18 protein-coding genes are annotated in these 21,967 nt (G+C 34.4%); 8 read left to right on the forward strand and 10 right to left on the reverse strand.

The annotated features are described in order from the left end of the window. Positions 1–21 precede the first annotated feature (21 nt). The 8 genes from purE to WFZ86_RS02620 all read left to right on the forward strand — a co-directional run bounded on the left by purE (position 22) and on the right by WFZ86_RS02620 (position 6,989). Positions 22–504: a 5-(carboxyamino)imidazole ribonucleotide mutase gene (gene purE, locus WFZ86_RS02585; RefSeq protein WP_342690471.1), complete on the forward strand. Its 483-nt coding sequence runs from the start codon at positions 22–24 to the stop codon at positions 502–504. Between the two features lie 105 nt (positions 505–609). Continuing rightward, positions 610–2,637, forward strand: a complete 2,028-nt coding sequence (locus tag WFZ86_RS02590) for a M3 family metallopeptidase (protein ID WP_342690472.1) — start codon at positions 610–612, stop codon at positions 2,635–2,637. Positions 2,638–2,773: 136 nt separating this feature from the next. Beyond that, the gene (locus WFZ86_RS02595) at positions 2,774–3,277 is read left to right on the forward strand and encodes a GbsR/MarR family transcriptional regulator (RefSeq protein ID WP_342690473.1); all 504 of its coding nucleotides are present in this window, start codon (positions 2,774–2,776) and stop codon (positions 3,275–3,277) included. Between the two features lie 61 nt (positions 3,278–3,338). After that, positions 3,339–3,620, forward strand: a complete 282-nt coding sequence (locus tag WFZ86_RS02600) for a hypothetical protein (RefSeq protein ID WP_342690474.1) — start codon at positions 3,339–3,341, stop codon at positions 3,618–3,620. Further along, entirely contained in the window at positions 3,617–4,348 is a 732-nt protein-coding gene (locus WFZ86_RS02605) for a YqjF family protein (protein WP_342690475.1), read from the forward strand. Before WFZ86_RS02600 ends, WFZ86_RS02605 begins: the two co-directional genes overlap by 4 nt. Before the next feature lie 343 nt (positions 4,349–4,691). Further along, the gene (locus WFZ86_RS02610) at positions 4,692–5,072 is read left to right on the forward strand and encodes a hypothetical protein (RefSeq protein WP_342690476.1); all 381 of its coding nucleotides are present in this window, start codon (positions 4,692–4,694) and stop codon (positions 5,070–5,072) included. 189 nt (positions 5,073–5,261) lie between these two features. Next, on the forward strand, positions 5,262–6,167 hold the full coding sequence (locus WFZ86_RS02615) for a TIGR01777 family oxidoreductase (RefSeq protein ID WP_342690477.1): 906 nt from the start codon (positions 5,262–5,264) through the stop codon (positions 6,165–6,167). Between the two features lie 372 nt (positions 6,168–6,539). Further along, a complete protein-coding gene (locus WFZ86_RS02620) occupies positions 6,540–6,989 on the forward strand; it encodes an SRPBCC family protein (protein WP_342690478.1) in 450 nt (149 codons plus the stop codon). A 154-nt stretch (positions 6,990–7,143) separates the two neighbouring features. Here the strand turns inward: WFZ86_RS02620 and WFZ86_RS02625 are convergent, their stop codons facing one another. The 10 genes from WFZ86_RS02625 to WFZ86_RS02670 form a co-directional block, all read right to left on the reverse strand. Continuing rightward, positions 7,144–9,036 carry a flavin monoamine oxidase family protein gene (locus tag WFZ86_RS02625; protein ID WP_342690479.1) on the reverse strand — a complete coding sequence of 631 codons (1,893 nt, stop codon included), beginning with the start codon at positions 9,034–9,036 and terminating at the stop codon, positions 7,144–7,146. Positions 9,037–9,472: 436 nt separating this feature from the next. Continuing rightward, positions 9,473–10,573 carry a linear amide C-N hydrolase gene (locus WFZ86_RS02630; protein ID WP_342690480.1) on the reverse strand — a complete coding sequence of 367 codons (1,101 nt, stop codon included), beginning with the start codon at positions 10,571–10,573 and terminating at the stop codon, positions 9,473–9,475. 203 nt (positions 10,574–10,776) lie between these two features. Beyond that, entirely contained in the window at positions 10,777–11,037 is a 261-nt protein-coding gene (locus tag WFZ86_RS02635) for a hypothetical protein (protein WP_342690481.1), read from the reverse strand. Between the two features lie 744 nt (positions 11,038–11,781). Continuing rightward, a complete protein-coding gene (locus WFZ86_RS02640; protein WP_342690482.1) occupies positions 11,782–12,711 on the reverse strand; it encodes a phosphatidylinositol-specific phospholipase C in 930 nt (309 codons plus the stop codon). Positions 12,712–12,738: 27 nt separating this feature from the next. Beyond that, on the reverse strand, positions 12,739–14,100 hold the full coding sequence (locus WFZ86_RS02645) for a hypothetical protein (protein WP_342690483.1): 1,362 nt from the start codon (positions 14,098–14,100) through the stop codon (positions 12,739–12,741). Positions 14,101–14,719: 619 nt separating this feature from the next. Further along, a complete protein-coding gene (locus tag WFZ86_RS02650) occupies positions 14,720–15,466 on the reverse strand; it encodes a LytR/AlgR family response regulator transcription factor (RefSeq protein ID WP_342690484.1) in 747 nt (248 codons plus the stop codon). Next, complete coding sequence (locus WFZ86_RS02655) at positions 15,459–17,153, reverse strand: ATP-binding protein (protein ID WP_342690485.1); 1,695 nt, start codon at positions 17,151–17,153, stop codon at positions 15,459–15,461. The genes WFZ86_RS02650 and WFZ86_RS02655 overlap by 8 nt, the downstream gene beginning before the upstream one ends. A 57-nt stretch (positions 17,154–17,210) precedes the next feature. After that, positions 17,211–17,768, reverse strand: a complete 558-nt coding sequence (locus WFZ86_RS02660) for a hypothetical protein (RefSeq protein ID WP_342690486.1) — start codon at positions 17,766–17,768, stop codon at positions 17,211–17,213. A 572-nt stretch (positions 17,769–18,340) separates the two neighbouring features. Next, a complete protein-coding gene (locus tag WFZ86_RS02665) occupies positions 18,341–20,185 on the reverse strand; it encodes an IPT/TIG domain-containing protein (protein ID WP_342690487.1) in 1,845 nt (614 codons plus the stop codon). Positions 20,186–20,238: 53 nt separating this feature from the next. Continuing rightward, positions 20,239–21,087, reverse strand: coding sequence for a hypothetical protein (locus WFZ86_RS02670; RefSeq protein ID WP_342690488.1), 849 nt, complete (start codon positions 21,085–21,087; stop codon positions 20,239–20,241). Positions 21,088–21,967 lie beyond the last annotated feature (880 nt).

A 21,967-nucleotide genomic window follows, 5' to 3' on the forward strand; every position in this document is an offset into this window, starting at 1 on the left:
TTTGGGGGTTAGGGGGCTTATATGAAAGTAGCAGTAATAATGGGCAGTATATCTGATATGCCTGTAATGCAAGACGCCATCGATATCCTAAACGGATTTGATATAGCAGTAGAAGTCGATATTGTTTCGGCGCACAGAACACCAGAAAAGTTATTTGATTTTAGCCAAAACGCTCACAAACGAGGTATTTCAGTGATTATTGCGGGAGCTGGAGGCGCTGCACATTTACCAGGAATGGTAGCCTCGATGTCGCCATTACCAGTGATTGGTGTTCCCGTAAAATCAAGCAATTCAATTGATGGTTGGGATTCTGTATTGTCAATTTTACAAATGCCAGGTGGTGTTCCAGTTGCCACTGTTGCCTTAAACGGTGCAAAAAACGCAGGAATCTTGGCTGCTCAAATCATTGGTAGTGCTGATCAATGCGTTTTAGATAAAATCGTCCTTTACAAAGAAGGATTGAAAGATACAGTCCTCAAAGCGGCTGAAGGATTGAAAAAATAAAAATATTTCACGGAGATTCACAAAGGTTACTCGAAGATGCACGAAAATATTTTGTGAATCTCAGTTTTTGCTTTGTGAATCTTTGTGTAACAAAACAATATATTTATGAGCATTTTAACTTCATTATTCAATACAAAATACAATACTGCGCCCTTTTCACAAATAAAATTGGAGGATTACCAACCTGCATTTATCGAGAATATCACTGCAGCAAAAGCGGAAATTGACGCCATCATCAACAATCCAGCAGCTCCGACTTTCGAAAACACTATCGAAGCGTTGGATTTTTCTGGAAATGCTTTGGTCCGTTTATCGTCTATTTTCTTTAATTTGAATTCGGCCGAAACTTGTGATGAGATGCAAAAAATCGCCCAAGAAGTTTCGCCTTTGTTGACCGAATTCAGCAATGATATTACCTTAAACGAAGCCTTATTCCAAAGAATAAAATCGGTTTACGAGCAAAAAGATACCTTGAATTTATCGCCAGAACAAGCTACATTATTAGACAAAAAATTCAAAAGTTTTTCTCGAAATGGTGCCTTGCTTTCGGAGGAAGACAAACTAAAATTACGCGAAATCGATACGGAATTGGCTAAACTCAAACTGACTTTCAGTGAAAATGTTTTGGCCGAAACCAACAACTACCAATTGCATTTAACCAATGAAGCCGATTTAAAAGGTTTGCCAGAAGGCGCTATTGAAGCAGCTAGTGCATTGGCCAAAAGCAAGGATTTGGAGGGTTGGATTTTCACTTTGGATTTCCCAAGTTACATTCCGTTTGTGACCTATGCCGACAATCGTGAATTGCGCAAAGAAATAGCCATCGCTGCTGGTAAAAAAGCCTTTCAAAATAACGAATTCGACAATCAAACCATTGCCTTGAAAATTGCCAAGTTACGCTTCGAAAGAGCTAATTTATTAGGCTATGAAACGCATTCTCATTTTGTTTTAGAGGAAAGAATGGCACAACATCCTGACAAAGTCAAATCGTTTTTGAATGATTTACTGACCAAAGCCAAACCAGCTGCTGAAAAAGAATTTGCTGAATTATCGGCTTTCGCCAAAGATTTAGACGGCATTGAACAATTAGAAAAATGGGATGGCGCCTATTATGCTGAAAAATTGAAGCAAAAATTATTCAATTTGGATGACGAAAAACTAAAACCTTATTTTCAATTAGAAAACGTTTTGAACGGAGCGTTTACTATTGCCAATAAATTATTTGGATTAACCTTCACGGAAATTTTCGACATCGATAAATACCACGAAGAAGTAACCACCTATGAAGTGAAAGATGAGTTTGGAGAACTTGTGGCTATCTTCTACGCCGATTTTTTCCCAAGAAAAGGCAAACGAAACGGTGCTTGGATGACTTCTTTCAAATCACAATACATTAAAGACGGCATAAACGAAAGACCTCATATTTCGAATGTTTGTAATTTCACCAAGCCAACCGCCACCAAACCCTCATTACTAACTTTTAATGAAGTAACGACTTTATTCCACGAATTTGGTCACGGATTACACGGTATGTTGGCCAATACTATCTATCCAAGTTTATCAGGAACCTCTGTGTACTGGGATTTTGTGGAACTACCAAGTCAGGTGATGGAAAACTGGTGTTACGAACCTGAAGCACTGGCATTATTTGCGAAACATTATGAAACAGGAGAAATCATTCCGCAAGAATATGTAGATAAAATCAAGGAAAGCGCTAGTTTCCAAGAAGGAATGGCTACACTTCGCCAATTGAGTTTTGGTATTTTAGATATGGCCTTTCATAGTAACAATCCAATCGCAATTACTAACATCAAAGCGTTTGAAAAAACGGCTTTTGAAGGCACTTCTCTATATCCTGATGTTGCCGAAAACTGTATGTCGGTTTCCTTCTCCCATATTTTTGCAGGAGGATATTCTTCTGGTTATTACAGCTACAAATGGGCAGAAGTGCTCGATGCCGATGCGTTTGCTTATTTTCAAGAAAAAGGCATTTTCAACAAAGAAGTGGCGACAAAATTCAAAGACAACGTACTTTCAAAAGGTGGCACCGAATTACCAATGGAACTCTACAAACGCTTTAGAGGGCAAGAACCAAAGGCAGATGCACTTTTGAAAAGAGCGGGATTGATTTAGTCAATTTCAGCATTCATATAAAAAACCGAGGTAGCAAAACTTCGGTTTTCTTTTTTAAAATAAACTTTCATTTATTTTTGAAAGTTTAAAAACTTTTACTTACATTTGTTTTAACAAAAGGAAATAAATCCGAAAAATGGAATTCAAAGAAGCAAAAAACAAATTCGTACAAACCTGGGGAGCATTAGGTTCTCAATGGGGCATTAACAAAACAATGGCACAAATACACGCTTTGTTGATGGTTTCAAGCGAGGCTGTTTCGATGGAAGAAGTAATGGAAGAATTACAAATTTCACGAGGCAATGCCAGTATGAATTTACGAGCTTTGATGGATTGGGGTATTGTCTATAAAGAATACAAAGCTGGTGAAAGGAGAGAATTTTTTACAGCCGAAAAAGATTTAGACGAGTTAGCAGTTAAAATTGCAAGAGAAAGAAGCAAGCGTGAAATTAAACCAGCACTTAAAATTTTAAAAGAAGTATCATCCATTCCATCCAATAACACAGCAGAAGAAATACAATTTATTGAGCAAACCACAAAACTCTACGATTTTGTTTTGAAAGCCGATAATGTTTTGGATAAAATCACTGAATACAAAGACAATTGGCTAACCAAATTGGTGGTTAAGTTTATGAAATAAAGCTAAAAAAATTTAACATAAACTTTCATTTTTTTCTGAAAGTTTAATAAATACAAATATTATGAAAATCATCTTTAAAATAAGTAAAATAATCAACATCATTGCCTTACTCTTCCTAATAATAGGTCCATATGGTATCGCAATAACAGGATTCTTACAAGTTTTGGCTGCTATTTTGCATGTTATTGCATTTCCGCAAAACAAATTAATATATCTCTATTTTACTCTTGTTATTTTCTTCTTTGCATTTTGGGATAAAACTTTTAATTGGTTTTTCACACTACCCATTATGCAAATTGTTTATTTAACATACATTATTCATTTCCAAAAAAGAACTAAATGAACTTCTTAACCGCACAATGGAAAAACCTGATCTTGGCAAATTATATTGTCCATTCTGACACCTTACAAAAATACCTACCTGCTGGAACCGAATTAGATTATTTTAATGGTAACTGTTATGTGAGTTTGGTTGGTTTTTTGTTTCAAGACACTAAAGTGTTAGGTCTAAAAATTCCTAATCACATCAATTTTGAGGAAGTGAATCTTAGATTTTATGTAAAACACTTTGAAAATGGTGAATGGAAACGCGGCGTTGTTTTTATCAAAGAAATTGTTCCTAAAAGCGCCATCACCTTTGTTGCTAATACATTATATAAAGAGCATTATGAAACCCAAACAATGAATCATAATGTAAAACTAAAAGCTGAAATTTTAAATGTAAGCTATCAGTGGAACCAAAATGATGAGATCAACTATATTGAAGTAAATGCATATGATTTTCTATCACCTTTAGATCCAAATAGTGAAGCTGAATTTATTATGGAGCATTATTATGGCTATACAAAATATACTAAAAATACAACCTACGAATACGAAGTACAGCATCCTAAATGGGAACAGTATTCAATTAAAAATTATTCCATTGAAGTAGATTTTGAAAAAAATTATGGAAGGGATTTTGCTTTTTTAAACTCAACTAAACCAAGTTCTGTCTTTCTTGCCAATGGATCTGAGATTACAGTAAAAAACAAACGAAAAATCAGCATTTATGATACCCTTCAATTATAACCTAATTGGTTACACAATTTTTCTAATCATAATCATTTTCATCATACTTGTCGTAGGCAAAATATGCTACAAAAACGGAAATGTGTATGTCAACGAGTTAATACCTAACCACGCCGATTTATGTGTTCAAATAAACAAAACGCTTTTAGTAGGCTACTATCTTGTAAACATAGGGTACAGTGCTATGACCCTAATTTGGTGGAATGAAATAATCACAATCCAACAACTCATCGAAACACTTGCCTTAAAAATTGCAACCATTGCCTTTATACTATCCATCTTACATTATTCAAATCTTTATATATTAACAAATTACGTTCAAAAATTAATTAAATAAATCATTATGGAAACTTCAAAAATTTTAATCGGTTATGCAATCTATTTACCTATTGTAATTGTTTTAACTTTTTATGTATCAAAAACATTATTTAAAAACGGAAAGACCTTTATGCTAGATATTTTTAGAGGTAGAGAGGAAATTGCAACTGCGACCAACAAGCTATTCGAAACGGGCTTTTATCTCCTCAATTTAGGTTACGCATTAATGATCCTAGAAATCAATCTTTACGAAAACACTTACCAAGAACTTATTGAAGAATTGAGCTATCAAATAGGAGGATTTTCAATCTACTTGGGTGTGATGATGTTTTTTAATTTGTACTTATTTTTTAGAGGAAAAAGAAAATCTAAAGAAGCGAGTATGAATAATTCAATAACAGCATAAAAACAAAAGTACGTGTCAAATAATTTGTCTAACAGGCAAAAAAATAAGTATGAAATCGCCATAAACTAGCAGTTTGCGTATGCAAATATATTCACTGAACACCTATGAAAAATAAATGCTTAGTGAAGTAAACACAAATGAATAAAAGCGATACCATATGTGACCTATAACAAATAAAACTTTACACATATGAATAAACTCGTCATTGCCGCTGGCACAGGATTTTTAGGAAATGTTATCATAGATCATTTTCAGCAAAAATGTACAGAAATCATCGTCTTAACTAGAGGAAAATCTAGACAAGAAAGCAACATATGTTATGTACATTGGAACGCTAAAAGCTTAGGAGGATGGGAAACAGCATTAGAGAATGCTGATGTATTAATAAATATGGCAGGTAAATCTGTCGATTGTAGATATACTGAGAAAAATAAAAAAGAAATTTTACTTTCTAGAATTAAAAGCACAAAAATCCTAAACAAAGCCGTTTTACAATGTCAGAACCCACCTAAACACTGGCTTAACTCTTCAACAGCGACCATATATCGTCATTCGGAAGACAAACAAATGGATGAATACACAGGAGAAATAGGTAATGATTTTTCGATGAATGTAGCCCAAAGTTGGGAAAAAACCTTTTTTAAAACCGAAACTCCACAAACAAAAAAAACTGCTTTGAGAACTTCTATCGTTTTAGGCAAAAAAGGTGGTGCTTTCCCTCCTATTAAAAATCTTGTGCAAATGGGTTTTGGTGGCAAACAAGGAAATGGCAACCAATTTATAAGCTGGATTCATGAAAAAGATTTTGCCCGTGCGATAGATTTCATCATCGAAAAGGAAATTACAGGCAAAGTAAACCTCGTTTCACCTGAACCTATCCAAAACAAAGCATTTATGAAGATGCTTCGTAAAGAAATGAAGTTTCCTTTTGGCACTCCGTTAGGCAAACGAATGTTAGCATTTGGCGCAAAAATCATAGGCACTGAAACCGAATTGGTTTTAAAAAGTAGAAATGTAATTCCGAAACGTTTACAAGAAAACGGATTTAGTTTTACATATGAAAAAGCTAAAAAAGCATTTGAGGATTTATTATAAAAATAGATATGAAAAACTCTTATTTACTAAAGCATTGGATGTATACAAATTTACTAGGGCCATTTATTTCTCAAATCATAATGTACTTTTATGACTTAAACCCTAATAAAATTGTTGGGCTTTTAGAAGTTTATCCTGTATCACTAATCTTCAGTTTATTCTTTTCTGCTCCTACTTATATTTTGTGCGGTTTCTGTTTTGCTTATCTCAAAAAAAAGATGTCGATTTTAATGCTAAAAATTATTTTTATTTCATTTATAGTTCTAGGGGTAATCTGCACCGCCAATTTAATTGGAGGTAAAATGACTACTGACATAGTTGTGTCGTATACTACAGCAGCAATATTAACTGGAATTTTAACCAAAACTAAATATGACAACCATAAAAATCACCACAAACTACTTCGCTCCCATTGAAAAAGTTTTCGATATTAATAGAGATATCGATATTCACCAGCAATCGGCAAGTAAAACGAAAGAAGTAGCTATTGCAGGAATTACTTCTGGACTGATTAATAAAAATGAAACGGTTACTTGGCGAGGAAAACATTTTGGATTTTATTTTACACATCAAAGCATTATCTCAGAAATGAATTTTCCAACCTATTTTGTTGACGAACAGCTAAAAGGTAATTTTAAAAGCTTCAAACACCAGCATTTTTTTGAACAAAAAGAAAATTATGTAGTAGTTACCGATATTGTTACCTACGAAACTCCTTTTGAGATATTTGGTAAATTATTCGATAGATTTTTATTAAAAAATCATTTGACAAATTTTATTTTACATCGGAATCGAGTTCTTAAATATATCTCTGAGAAATAAAAAACTACCTCCTGTATTTTAGAATAATACAGTATCCCATTTCATGAATGAGTTAACTAGTTGTTGGTTCGAATAGTAATTTCGAATCGAAAAGGATAATAAAAAAGCGACGCAGCATACTTTCTACGTCGCCTATTCGTTTCTATTGTATTGATTATATACCTTCCACCATCAAACGAGTATCTGGTAAATTTTTCAAATATGGTATTTTAAATTCTGGTTTTGCCATTCTCGAAATTGCATTTAATGCAGCTGCAATTGCGCCTTCTTGCCAACCAGGAAGAGAGGAAATTTGATCCCCAACAATAAAGAAGTTAGGATTTATCTTTTTTCCTGTTTCGTCATAAATTCCAGAACCTTGTGCAATAGTATTGAACTGTTCTGTTGCATATTCGGCATTTCCTACGGCTTGCCAATATGCCCAGCCACCTTTAATATGTGGCATGTTTTGCCAAGCGATAGCAACGCCATCTTCCAATCCTTCGGCAAATTTCCTACCGAATTTACTGGCATCATTTCGTGCTTTGGTAAGTCGCTCTTCAACGGGTAATTTACCCCAATCGTGTGCTACTTTATCAAAATTATAAGCCCCTGTGAGCACCCCTTTTTCGTCTTGATACGCCGTAGATGGATACCAGATTTGTTGAATTTCATTGTCTGTCCAAGAGATTCCTCCAAAAATAGGCACAACTCCCACTTCGGATTTTTCAACTCCCATGGTCTTCAGATTAATTGGACTTCCTTGCCATAAGGATCGATTAGCTTGCCAACCCACTTTGGAGGTACAGGCTAAAAAACGAGGAACGTATCCGTCTTCTCGCGGTTTGTAACCTGGAGCTTTTGTTGGTTCAAATTGTGCCGTAAAAACGGCTTTTAATGCCTCTTTAAATTTTGATTTAAGATTCTTATTTAAAAGATCTTCATCAAGGATTTCACTCAAAAAGGGCATCGCAAGGTTGCAAACACAATAATCAGCTTCGTAATAGATCGGTTCATCTGTTCCAACTTGTCCAACCGAAATGATGTATTTCTCTTTAGTTGAGTCCCATTTGATTTTTTTGACAGGACTGTTCAAAAGGATATTTCCGCCCAAAGCTGCCACTTGTTGAGCAAAAGCATGCTGCACCTGATCCATTCCTCCAACGGGTTGAAATAAAGCAGGTTGCCAAAGAAAATCTACGGGTTGATAGAATTTCGTTCCTTCCCAAAATTTGGATTCTAGCAATTTATCAAAACTCAAAACATCGGCTACAATTCCAGCCGCAACACCCGGTAATACTTCATATCCAGCGCGTGTTTTTCCATCTTCGAAGCCAGGTGATCCAGCCGTTGCGCTATAGGTCCCATCTGCATCAAGCTCACCGAAACTAATCATCAAACTTTGTAATTCTTTAACGCGTGTTTTAAGGTTACTTTGACTAATTCCCACTTTTGAATTGCGAAGTAATTCTTCTGCATTTTGGTATACCATGTGCGCCAACCAGCCTCTTGTATTATGATCCAAACGACGGTAAACCATTGGCTTACCTCCAAAACTTTTGTTTTTTTGAACCAAATTCGATTCAGAATTCATCACGTATATTTCAACATCCACTGAAAAACGTTTTAAGTAAGAAAGGAGTCGTTTGTGACTACTTGGAATACGACCAGGACCTGCATTAAGGTAAGGTTCCGAGTCTCCCACTGGGCGTTTAAATCGAACAACTTGTGGTTTTCCTGGTTTCGAATCGAACAAATCACTGTTTGCATCTTCAATGAGTGTATCCCCTGTGCGTAAGCTCATACAACGTCCTCCCGTTTTATGAGATGCTTCCAGAATGGTTACTTTTGCACCAGATTCTTGAGCGAGTAGTTCATATGCAGTGGTAAGTCCACCAACACCAGAGCCGATGATTATAACTTCCTTTCCTTCTAGTTGATTTGGGAGAAGTTTAATCGCTTGATTGACAATTTTTTCTTGCATGTTCGTAGCTTCAGCCAATGCTGAGAATGCAATTGCTCTTGGATTGTTTTTTAAAAATTCCTGACGACTTTTGTACTGTCCCATTTTATATAAATTTAGTGTTAATAAATAAAAAAAATTGATTGCTATGATATTGGCATTTAGAATATATCTTCTTTGGTTTACTCTCGAAAACGCTTTCTAACTCTAGATTATATTTTCTGAAATGAAATTAATGATTGAAAATAAAACAAATAAAAAAGATGTCGTTAATGAAGGTTTTTCTGTCGTGAGTAGAAGATTTTCTGCTGTAGATAGCATATTATAAATGAATTTTGATTCCGGATAATTATTCCAAATAAAAAATCTCCCTAAGAAAGGAAGATTTTCAAATACCTTATACAAGCACAAGATTGTTTTAGAAAATGGTAAAGTTGCCTATGCTATCTTTGTGTGTTTTACTAAAAGTTACTTTGTGATTACCTCTTAGCAGTAATAAATTGTCCCCTACTACCGAGTAATCTTGATACTGATCACAAACTTAAGCCGGGACTGATTCCATACTGGCTTCTAAAAACGAGAAAGTCTTTTTTTCTACTAAATAATCTATTGCATTACCAGATGCGAAGGGATGTCCTTTAATTGAAGTTCCATTTTCTTCAAATTCTAATGTAAGTCCCATTTCATTTTCCGAAGCATTTTGGGAAAATGAAATCTTATTTAGATCTATCCATACAACAAATGGACTTCGGGAAGCAGCGAAATAAAAAACACCTTTTTCCTGGTCACTAAGAGTTGTATACTGAGTGATACTAGTGTTTGGATCTTCTTCATCTACACTATTGTCAACAAATGGTTGTGCAGCATTGTGCATAATGCTCAAAACACCTGCTAATGCTTCATCTTCTTTGATGTTTCCTTCTATTAAGTTTTTCGTATAAAAGGAAGCCCTCACAAAACGATCAACGGACTGACTACTTCCGGGCAAATACACTTTCTCGTTTACGTTTTCCCAAAAATAATTGAGCTTAATTTGCTCTGTAAAAACAGGTTGGTTTGTCATAACACGCACTTGCGCTTGTGTAAAGGAATCAATCAAAATACAATCCTTATTCAGATTGCTTTTGACATTCGTTGAAACATTAAGTACTCCTTCTATGTACTCAAAAATAGCAGAATTCCCTTTTTTATCACTGACAGACAGATGACAATCAGCAGTTCTAGTTGTTCCAGGATAATTAGCCGTAATGACATACACCTGATTCATGGCTTCAATCGCTTCATGAACATCTTTACACAAATCAAGTATGTATTGCGCCCAAACACTAATGGAGATAGGAGATCCTTGAACAGGTGTTGTAGCACTTGGGTATTCTGAAGTCGATAACCAAAGTAAGTTAGCCGCTAAACCTTGATCATTCATTCCGTCAGCCGTTGCAGCATCCTGAGCAGCAGTTGTTACACTTTTGTATAAAGAGGTCCATGAATATTGCTCATTAACCGGAAGACCTTCAATGGCTCCGTTTCTCTCAATACCTGCTGGATATACCCAAACACTTGCTTTTGACCAATCAGCCCAATCCATGTTTCTTCCTGTAATGGTTTTATTATTTTCGTTTGTATAAACAATTCTTGTACACATAATTTCTTGTTTTTAAAATGAATAGTTGTCCTTTCTAGACTTTGGTTCGTTTTTTAAAGTGGGTTCTGCTCCACTGTTGTGTTTTATAGATGAGTGTGATGAATTAGTGTTTTGTTAGGGTGATAAATTTCTTCTACATAGAATCTCTTTTTAGTAACTCTATGAAGAAGAAATTTATACAAGCTCTAATAGTAGAAATTCTTTTACCCTACAGGATTTATAGTATTCACGCCATCCAAAACAATATTCAGTGGTTCAACAGTAATTACACTATCAGCTTTCACATAATATCTTTTTATTATATTGCTGTCAAATTTAATAGCCATGACAAAGCCATTTTCGTCTCCTCTATCCCACTTCTCAGTTCCCCCGTTATTAATTTTAAAAAAAGAAGTATCTCCATCTGCCCATCTATTGACAGCAACACGAATTGTACTTTTTGATTCGTTAAATAATGTTATCATAATGTTAATGTTTAGTTTCCCTACTCATAAGGCTTTTCGGTTTCCGCCCCTGCAATTAACCTTTGCAGAAAGGTTCGTTTTTTAAAGTGGGTTCTGCTCCACTGTTTTATTATTATAAATTCGTAAAACAGTTTTTACTCCTTATTACACGTCTATAATCAGTTAAGCAACTGTGGGTTGTCTGTAATTTGGATTTCTATTTTTAGAACTTATGAAAACTACTTTCTAGCGCTAGGTTTTGTTTTCTGAGATAAAATTAGTTTTTGAATAAGAGGCAAATGAAAAAGATGTTGTGAATGGAAGACTCTCTGTTGTGAATAGAAAGAAAAAGAGGTGTGAATGAAATTTACAAATCAGTGTAAAATAAAAAATCTTCCCGATGGAGAAGATTTTTAAGTAGTTCGATGAAACATTAAAACTGTAACTCTTAATGTTGTATTGATATCATACTATATAGCACTTATTTGATAGTTTAAATTTAGAAAGAAGAGATCAGAAAAATATTTCACGGTATGTCAAATACTTATAATGATGCCAGCAAAACTTATATTACTGCGATATTGTTCTATTCGAAAAAGCAAAAAGTATCTCCTTAAAAAAGAGATACTTTTTGTTTTTTAAAATTAAAAATTGATTTTCTAATAAGCTCTATGTCTTCAAAAACATTTAAAAAAACGCAAAAGTCATGAGACTTTGTGCAGCGGGAAGCCTGATCCTTATCTGCTGTGAGATAGTATACACAATCTAACGAGATAGTTGAACACCCTCATTGGAGTCAATTATTAACTCTACATTTCGTTTGTTAATTTTTCCAGTCTCATTATTGTAGAAGTCCAGCATTACAGTACCTAATCTTTTGCCGTCTTGCTGTATTTTGAGAAAATCTTCCAAGCCTGGATTCATCATTGGATCTACCTTTCCTAAACCACCTCCCCATGCATATTGATAAGGTGTGTGGCTCCCTTGAGATATACTATTATACGTAATATAAATAACTCCATCATTTGGGTTCGACGTGGCTTTTACTATCGTGCTCTTTACATCCTTCAGTTTTTCATGGGTGTCGTGCTCTTTATAGTTATCTTCTATATAAAACTTCACCCCTTGAGGCGTACTCAAGTCAAACGTGGCATTATCCTTCCAGCCTTTTGATAGATCCACGCCATTTTCACTAGATTTTTTACTCAGAAATCTTCGAAACAATACCACTTTACCTCTCAGTTTACTCAAATTAGGTGGTACAGTTTTTAAACAGAACAGATCATGATAACTCGGGTTGCTAACATATTTGTCAAAACCTTCTTCTATGTTTTTGTCACCATCAGAGGCAGCATTCATTAGCATAATGATGATCTCAGATGGATTCAGCTCCAGAAATTTTTTACAATCATTAAGAACATCTCCGTAAGAAATTTCGCAATTGAGCGATCCATGATATATTTGGAGCGGATCCTTTTCGTTTTTGCCTTTATTCTTAACTCGAATGTCTAAAAAACGGATACCATCATCTAGCTGAGTACGAATACCAAAGTTCTGGGTATGACCAGCACCTTTGCTTGTTTTTTCAGTTCCTGAATCATGGGTACCAGGTATAGAAAGCTTGTCGAGCGTAATAGTCTCATCCAAAGCACTCATCCAATTTTGTGTCGATATATTTTTCATTATGTTTTTCATGTATTATTTTCCTTTAAAACCAACACTTTATCGGGGGTCATCATAATTAACATTGGCCATATCAATCTGAATACTATTTGAAATAGTGTTTTTAATGTGGGAATTGTGATTCACCCCACCCTTAGAGTAAAAATAATTTAACCCTTGTGTCGCTCCGAATTTAATAACTCCTGTTTTTGATGCCGTTGACTTTGCATACCAAACACATTCACAACCTGGCTTCAGAAGAGACTTTGAAAGATTCGGCCAACTACGTACTCTATCACCATCGGGGAAATGATAATAGAACATTTTGCCCATCATTTTTGTCCACTCACTTCCGAACATTTCTTTAGGGTTTACAGACGTATCACCCCCTACTATATGACAATTGTGGTAGAAACGCATTCCGTTATCACCTTCCGATTCAGTCAATGTTTCAAAATCCAGATTGGATATACTGCTTGATTTATTTTCAGAGTAAGAGAAGCTCACTTCACCTGAAGGCCCTTCTGCACTCACTCCACCACTGAAACCAATATCCCAACTATAGCCAGTACTTACTGTAACCTCCTTAGCTGTATTGATAGGTAGATAAGACTCAATGTTGCCAAATTCATTACTAGTCGGTAAGAATTCGACGGATGTCAAAGATTGTGCCCATCCACGATGCTTGTTATTATCTCGAATCAATGATTGACCTGCAATCATTGGTTCAAACCCTGTTCCACCGACAGAGACATTAAAAATCTTCACTTTCGCAGGCTTATTTGCTGCTAAAAGGCTAAATGTACAAGTAAATCTAAATCTGGCAGTTTGTGTTTTCGATGTTTCCTCTGAAGGATCATTCAAAACCATACTTTTCCAACTGTCCATAGCCCAGTAATTAGACCATTTTCGATTCTGAGGTACTGATTCATTCTGCCATGAACTATTTCCAAGGGCATCGAGGATTGACTCAATTTCAGCTATATTTTTCAACCCTTCGAGTACTGCTTCTACAAGATTAATTTCCTCATAGGAAACGAGGTTTGAGTGCACTTCAGGCTCAGAAGTTCTCTCTTCTTCGTTCTCATCTTTTCGTACTTCCTGAATTTGCATAGTTGCTGTTTTTACCTGCTCAATATCAAAGTTAGCCTTCATAAAAGTTCTGGTATAGAAATAATTCCCTTTTCCTTTGATAATGATAGCTGCTTCGCAACCATCAACACCAAATCCAGTAAGATTTTTCAGTAAATTCGCACTAGGCTCATTGATTACAATAGGAATTCCATTGGTAAGAGATGTTTTTAATTCTATCTCATTTGAAACTTTCGATTCGTCTTCGGAATTTACATCGACAAAAAGCACGTTCGAAACGTTTACTTGTTTCGACCTTACTCCATTGGATATAACAAACAGCTTTGTCATTGAGTATTCAGCCTCAATTGCTGTTCTGAGATCACTCTTTCGAGCCGCTTTTACTACTAGATTGTTTTTCATTTTTTGATTCATTTTTTTATTTTTTTAACAGGATTAATTAGGTCACCAGACCTTCAAGTGACTTATATTTTTTCTGTATCATTAAATCCTTAGGTCATTAATTGTCTTTTCATTAACCGAAATGGTTACTCAAAAGACCTGTATCTAATGATATACATAAGGCTTTTCGATTTCCGCCCCTACAATTACCCTTTGCAGAAAGGTTCGTTTATTTAAGTGGGTTCTGCTCCACTGTTTTATTATTTTAAATTCTTAAAACAGTCTTTATTCCTTATTACATCATGCATAATTACCTAATAATCATTATGTTGTATGTAGTTTAGATTTCTATTTTAAGAACTTTTTAAAACTACTCTCTAGCGCTAGGTTTTGTTTTCTGAGATAAAATTAGTTTTTGAATAAGAGATAAATGAAAAAGATGTTGTGAATGGAAGACTCTCTGTTGTGAATGGAAAGAAAAAGAGGTGTGAATGAAATTTACAAATCAGTGTAAAATAAAAAAATCTTCCCGATGGAGAAGATTTTAAAGATTGGAGCTAATAATACCCTATTTCAAAATAGTGAAACTTTTTATTGTTTCTTTATATTTTCCGCTAAACGTGACTTGGTGATTTCCCTCTAAAATCAATAAATTATCCTCAAGAATAATTTTTTCGATAGTATTCGTATTGACAATGTATTTTCGATGGGTTTGTACAAAGGTTTTACTGCATAATAACTCTTTGATTTTTCCTAGGGAGATTTGAATGACAAATTTCTCTTGTTTTGTGATGATATTACAATAGCGATCTTCTACATCAATGTAAATAATGTCGCTTATTTTTACTTTGTTTAAGGCGTTTTTCTTTTTTATGAAAAGATAGCACTCACTTATTATAGTATCTTGATGATCGTTGATAAAAACATTAGATTGATCATAAAATTTCTCTAAAGCCATTTCTATGGCATATAAAGTTTCTAACCCATTGAAAGGCTTTAGCAAAAAACTATAAGGTTTGGTTAGTTTGGCTCTTTCAAAAATTTGTCTGTCTATAGAACTGGTTAAAAAAACAAAAGGTTTTAAAGCATTAGGTATAATCGAAATAGTTTCAGCAAAAGTAATACCATCTGGATTCCCGTCTAAAAAAACATCAATGATAACTAGATCTATAGGTAATTTGTAGAATAAGGATAAAGCTTCCTGATAAGTATTGGCAATTCCAACTACATTATAATTATTTTCTTCTAATACTTCTTGCAGCGCAGAAGCTTCTTCAGGAGTATCTTCAATAATGAGAATGTTTATTTTATCCATTAGATTTGTATTTAGGAAGTCCGATGATCATTTTTGTACCAATATTTTCAATGCTTTCGATAGTAAAGACACCATTGTTTTTTTGAATCATCGATTTACAAAGTTGTAAACCTAAGCCAGTACCAATTCCTTTTTGGTTTTTCTTTTTGTTGAGCAAATTTCCTTCTTTGAGTAAATTTGTCCTTGTTTCCTCATCCATTCCTATTCCTGTATCTTCAATGATGAGGTAATGAAAAGCATCATTTTTATCATCAATATAGACAGAGATTGTTCCATTTTCGTTTGAAAATTTAATAGCATTATCGAGCAGGTTACGAAGAATTATTTTCAAAGAATTTAAATCTGCCAGTGCCAGAGTAGCTTTTGGAATAGTATTCGTAAAAACAAGGTTTTTATTTTCAAATAGAGGTTTATAATTGTACTCTATTTGCTGGATGACAGAATATAGATCAACAGATTCGATATGAAAATACAATTGTTGTGTTTGTAGCGTTGCCCAATGCAAAAGGTTTTCTAATAAATTAAAAGTACTGTTGGTAATCGCCGCATTTTTATGCACAATTTTGTCTAATGCATCATAATCCCGATTTGCAATATCTTTTAACAACTTTGTATTGGTAACTTTCAGCATATTGACAGAGGAACGCAAATCGTGACTAACAATGGAGAAAAGTTTGTCTTTGGTAGCATTTAAAGCATCTAAATCTTCTTTTTGGGCCTCTATGATTTTATTGGTTTTACTTTTTTGATTATAAAAGTAAAAAGCTGTTCCAAAAAGTAATAAGAATAAAATTGAAGAAGCGACAAAACCATTTCGTTGCGAAACCTTTACTTTATTTTCAGACTCTAGTAGTTGTATTTCTTTTTGTTTCTGGCTTATAGCGTATTTTTTTTCTGTTTCTGCTACAGCCCATATTTTGTTTTGATTATTTACGGAGTCTTTCCAAGTATCATATTCTTTTCGATACAGCATAGCTTTTGTAAGATCTTTTCTGTTTTCTTCCACAACCGCCATATTCAAAGCTGCGTTTTGTTTTATCTCAAAATTTTTTATTTTTTGGGACAAGGCATAGGCTTTTTGAAAATAAGGAATCGCTTGGTTATCTTTATATTGTTCGTAATAAAGATTGGCAATATCCATATAGGAGCTAATCAACAATAACGTGTCGTTTTCCTTTTTTTGTAATGCAGCACCTTTTAACAAATAGTTCTCTGCCTTTTCAAATTCTTTTAAATGAAAATAGCAGAGGCCAATGTTGTGTAAGAGAACACTTTTTATTGGCCTATATTTAATAGTATTATATCTTTTTTCTAACGGAATAAATGATTGCAATGCCTTCGTATATTCATTTTGAAGTAAAAGTGTTTCACCAATTGTACATTCTACATAAGAATAAAAGGGAAATTTTGATGATATTAATTGATATTCAGCTAAAGACTCCTTGAATAGACTTTTTCCTCTAAAGCCATGTCCTCTAAAATAGTGAGCCAAATTATTAAGTTTTTCATTTTTTGTTGTTTTTAATAGTCTATCGGAATAAATTAATAGCGAATCCCACTCTTTTTTTTTGTAATATTCATAAATTACTTCTAGAATTTTGGTATTTTTATTCGTCTTGAATATTTGTATAAATTCCTTATCGAAGTCATTTTTGTTTTGAGCAAAAATGTTTGTTATTAATAACATTAAAAAAAAAATCAATATCCGCATTTTAGCTGTTTTTTTAAAATACTCACTTCTTTGTTAAGTACCTGGAACTCCATTCTGCACAGTCGTCACAGTTCCTCTAGAAGTCTTAGGATCTATATTCCAAAGGAAAGTTTGTACTTGTTTAATGTGTTCTAATTTAACATCTATCCCTGTAAATATATCTTTATTTTTAATATCTTCAGGCATAGTAGGGAAACCTGTTTCATCTGTAGTAGTAAACTCAACTTTAAAAACTCGATATGTATTATCAACTGCTGCTTCATCATTACTGTCAATAATTGCTTTAAGTTGTTCTTCATCACAGTAAATAAAAAATTGGAGTTGTTTTTCTCCATAAGTACCTATTGTGAATTGCTGATTTATTTTAGGTTTTAAATCAATTGCACTTAATGTTGTTCTAACTAAGACAATAGCTGTAATTTTTAAACCATCTACAGTCATTATCGCCTGATTTAAAGTTGGCAAAGGCTGTTCAAAAGTCTTACCAAAATTAATACTTCCAATTTCTGTAACCACTACTGTTGCTTTCTCTAATGGTGTTCCTGGTGGATTAGTAAGTCCGTCTTTTTCAGAATCTGTAATTATTCCCATAGTATTGTTTGTTTATTTAGTTAATTGTTATTTGTTAGCTAGTTCATTTTTGGAACTGGATTAGAAATTAAAAATAAATTTTACCAGCTTTCATTTTATTTTCTAGACTAAAATTAAAATAGAAGTCAAGTCTAAAATAAAAAAATGTCATAGAACAGCTATTTCAATACATGAGGTGGGCTTAAAATTATTTCTCGCCAATTTCTCTATCCTAAATCATCATCATAATAATCTTCGATGTCTTCTTCAAAAGCAGGAATTGGCCATTGTTGAAGTTACATCAGCCTTAATCAATCTAAATGAAACGATAACTTGATGAGGCAAACATTTAGGTTTTTACCTTACTCACAAAAGCCGAATTACCAAAATGAACCTATACTCTTATTTTAGAGATGAAAGGGAAAAAGGGAAATTTAAGTCATTAAAACACAAACATTTTTTAAAGAATAAAACATAATTACCTAATTATGATTATTTTGAATTGTGAGAAGCGATTTCGTTAGAGAAAGATGAATTTAAAACAAAACTGCCCAGAAGTAATTCCGGGCAGTAGTAAAGAATAGTTATTTGTACTATACGACTGGTGTTGTATCAATCCAAACCATAAGATAGCTACCTGAATCAGCAGCAGTATTCATTGTCAATAAATTCGTTCCCAAACGGTCTTGTAAAGGATAACCATAACCGGATGTTAATGAACTAATACTTCCAGCATAAGAATTATAATTCAAAGGGGTGGTTTGTACTCTGCTAAAATAAATGCCTTGTCCACCTGGAGTTGAGTTGGAGGTAACTACTGTACCATCTGGCATTGTTCCACCCCACCACTGTGTACTGCACAAAGATCCTATAGAAGCATTTCCAAATTGAATAGTACTACCTACATAACCAAAATTAAGTCCTGCAAGTAAATCTCCAACTACTTGACCGTAAATATCATTGGTAATTCCAGCTGTTTTTTTGCCTCCATTGAGTGAATAGGGCGCATTACAGCCATAAATACCAGTTTGAGCATTGAGGTCTTCGAACGTAATAACAATATTCCCCGTTTGATTCCCAACACCTGAACCTTGTTGTACTGTTGGAACACCAATTGAAAAACCGTTGCCAGAATCTGAATTAGGTGATAATGTGACATTTCCTTTCGCATCAAATGTACCTGTATAATCATAACTTTGCGCTTGCGTAAGCGGGTTTCCAGTTGGTTGAGTTCCCGTCCCAACGTACATACCTTTCAAATAAACCTTAGTATTGGCTAATGTTGTTTGTAGGTAGCTTGTAAAATCATGATACATAGAACTTGCACCAAGTTGTGGGCTAATCACACGAGCAAATGATGCACTCGGTAATTGATCAGTTGGACTTGGCAGCACAGAACCATTAGCGATTAGAGCAGCATTCCCTGTAGCAGTTGCAAGACTTAAACTACTTTGACTAAGTTGATTGCCGTTCGTTGAATGAGGTGCATTTGAAGCAGTCAACGAGAGTGAAATAGCAGTAAAATCGATATAAGATAAATCAACATTGAGTTGAGAGTTTTTGATTGTCGGCTCAAAATATTGATAACGAAGTGAATAATTTGCATCATTAGAGTCTTGAGCTGCAGGAATATATGTATCATTCATACCGCTTAAACCAGCTCCTAAACTCACATAAAGTCGCCCAGAAAAAGAATTAATAAGAACAGCAGGTACATCAACGGGTAGATTGGGTACTAGCGTTGTATTGCTCGCAATAGACATGAGTGAATAAGCCGTATTTGAAGCAAGTGTTTGTAAGGTTCCATTGGTGTCATAATACGACCCATCAACATCTCCCCCAAGAAATTGAATATAAGTATCTTGCAACGACTCACTAGCAAATAAGAAAGGTACTCCTGGCGCAAGTGCATTTGTATAAGTAAATTGATCTGCTGTACATTGTTCCGAAGATTGTCCTTGAACAATAACATAGACATCTGTAACGCCTGAATTTGGTGCATTGGGATTTGTTACTGTTATTTCAGTGTCGGAAACAACTACAATGGATGATGCTCCTGCTAAGCCAAAATTAACTGCAGCAGCACCTGTAAAATAGTTTCCTGATATTGTAATCGTTTCCCCTCCAGCTAGAGAACTTGCACTTGGATTAAGACCTGTGACTTCTGGAAGCATGTAAGTGAAATTCCCTACTGGAAATGAGACTGCATTGAATAGTACTGTCACCGCAACAGGACCTGCGGTTGCCGTGTTTGGATTTGTAACGGTGATAACTGTGTCAGAAACTACCTTAACATTCGTTCCTCCAGCTAATCCAAAATTAACCAAAGGGAGAGTGTTCAGAAATCCTGAACCAGTTATTGTAATCATGTTATTGCCCATTAATGATCCTTTTGATGGACTCATTCCTGTAACAGTAGGAGTTGTTGTTGTGCTCATACAAATTTTGTTTTAAGTAAAGAATATAATGAAGCTCTATCCAAAAGAGGTAACTAGTTGATTGTAGGTACCTCAAGATGAGTTACCACAAATTGAACTGTATCTCCAGTTGTTGGCCCTCCATATGGCCAAAGATTAATGTACAATGACATGGTAGCAGTGGGAGCTGGAATTGCCGTACCTGAAGGAACGGTCCATGAAATTGGCGGAGTAGTTGGAAAAGTAGCTGCGGTGTATTTACCATACGCAGCATTAAAAGTCAGTGAATCTGATTGCCAGTCAACCATAAATGTTACTTCATTTGAAGTAGGAATCAGTGAAAGATCGAGTGAAATTCGATTAACATTATCCCAACTTGGTGTTCCCGGAGTTGTTCCATCCCAAGGTTGCACGCAGAATTGAGCATCACTTGTTATTGGACCATTTGGCTGTGCATTGATCCAAGATCCTGCTTGATTCTGATTTTGATACCCCACTTCTACAATGTCAATTTCATTGAATGGAGCTGAAGCTGAAGGATCAAATGTAAAAATGCCAAATGTAGTGGAAGTATCTTGTCCTTCTTCTGTACATCCGCCAATGAAAGGCGCCCATCCGCCAACAGGTGCAATTGTCGCAACGATTTTACCATAGGTAAGCGATGATCCAGATGGAAGATCCAACACGGCTTGTGCTGCAGCCCAAATTTCTGTTCCTTGCCAATAACAACCTGAATTCTGAGCTAATGTGAGTTGTAACGCATCGGTGACTGAACCCACAATTACTGTTTCAACATTGGCAGGTAACCATAAATTACTGTTGTAATATGGAAGATTTGGAGCAGGAGGAGCTGCTACTGTGCAAGGAGCGGGTTGACTATTCGTAATCCAGGAATATCCTAGGGCATTAATTGTTGAACTCATATTCGTTTTTTTTATAAAAGACTGTAATAAACTGTCTTCGTTTTTTTAAGTGGGTTCTGCTCCACTATTAAATTTATCATTTCTGACTAATACAGCTCAATAAACAACGTTTTATAAATCATGTAAACACATACAAGCTATGTTATTGAGAAAATTAATTAGAAACGAATGTTGAAAATAAATTTTGCTAGCCTTCTTTTTGTTTTCTGTATTAAAATTACAACAGAAGTATAGTCTAGAATAAAAAAATGGTATGAGACGAGGATCCATACCCATGAGAGAAGTAAAAATTACAACGAGGCTATTTTTTACACATAAAAACACTCATAATCAAAACAGCTCAATAAACGTTAACCATTTATTGAATAAAATTAGACCCTAGAATAAAAAAACACTTCATTTTAAATTATTTTAGACCACAAGAAAAGTGTCGACCTATACCAACAATCCAACTGTAAAACAAGTAAAGCGGCCAATACAAGCTTACCACAAAGCTCATTAATCGCAATGAAAGATAACTTGAATAAGAAAGAATTTTAGATTTTACCTTACTCACAAAAGCCAAATTAACAAAATGAACCTATACTCTTATTTTTGAGATGAAATGGAAGAAGGTCGTTTTAAATCATTCAAGCACGAACATTTTTTTAATTAAATTAATGGATTCATAACCATGAAAGATCAAATTCAACACGAAACACCTTTTGCAATATTGGTAAATTATTTAATGCTATATTTTTGAAAAGACATTTAGTAAAGGTCATCCACAAACGGAATGAAGTTTTAAAGGAAATTTCAGAATAGAATTAAAACAATTAGGACCATTCAAAATGAATAGCCCTAATATTGAAATCAAACTACATTTACAATTCTGCAAATA

The organism is Flavobacterium polysaccharolyticum (assembly GCF_038739875.1).
Classification (GTDB): Bacteria; Bacteroidota; Bacteroidia; order Flavobacteriales; family Flavobacteriaceae; genus Flavobacterium; species Flavobacterium polysaccharolyticum.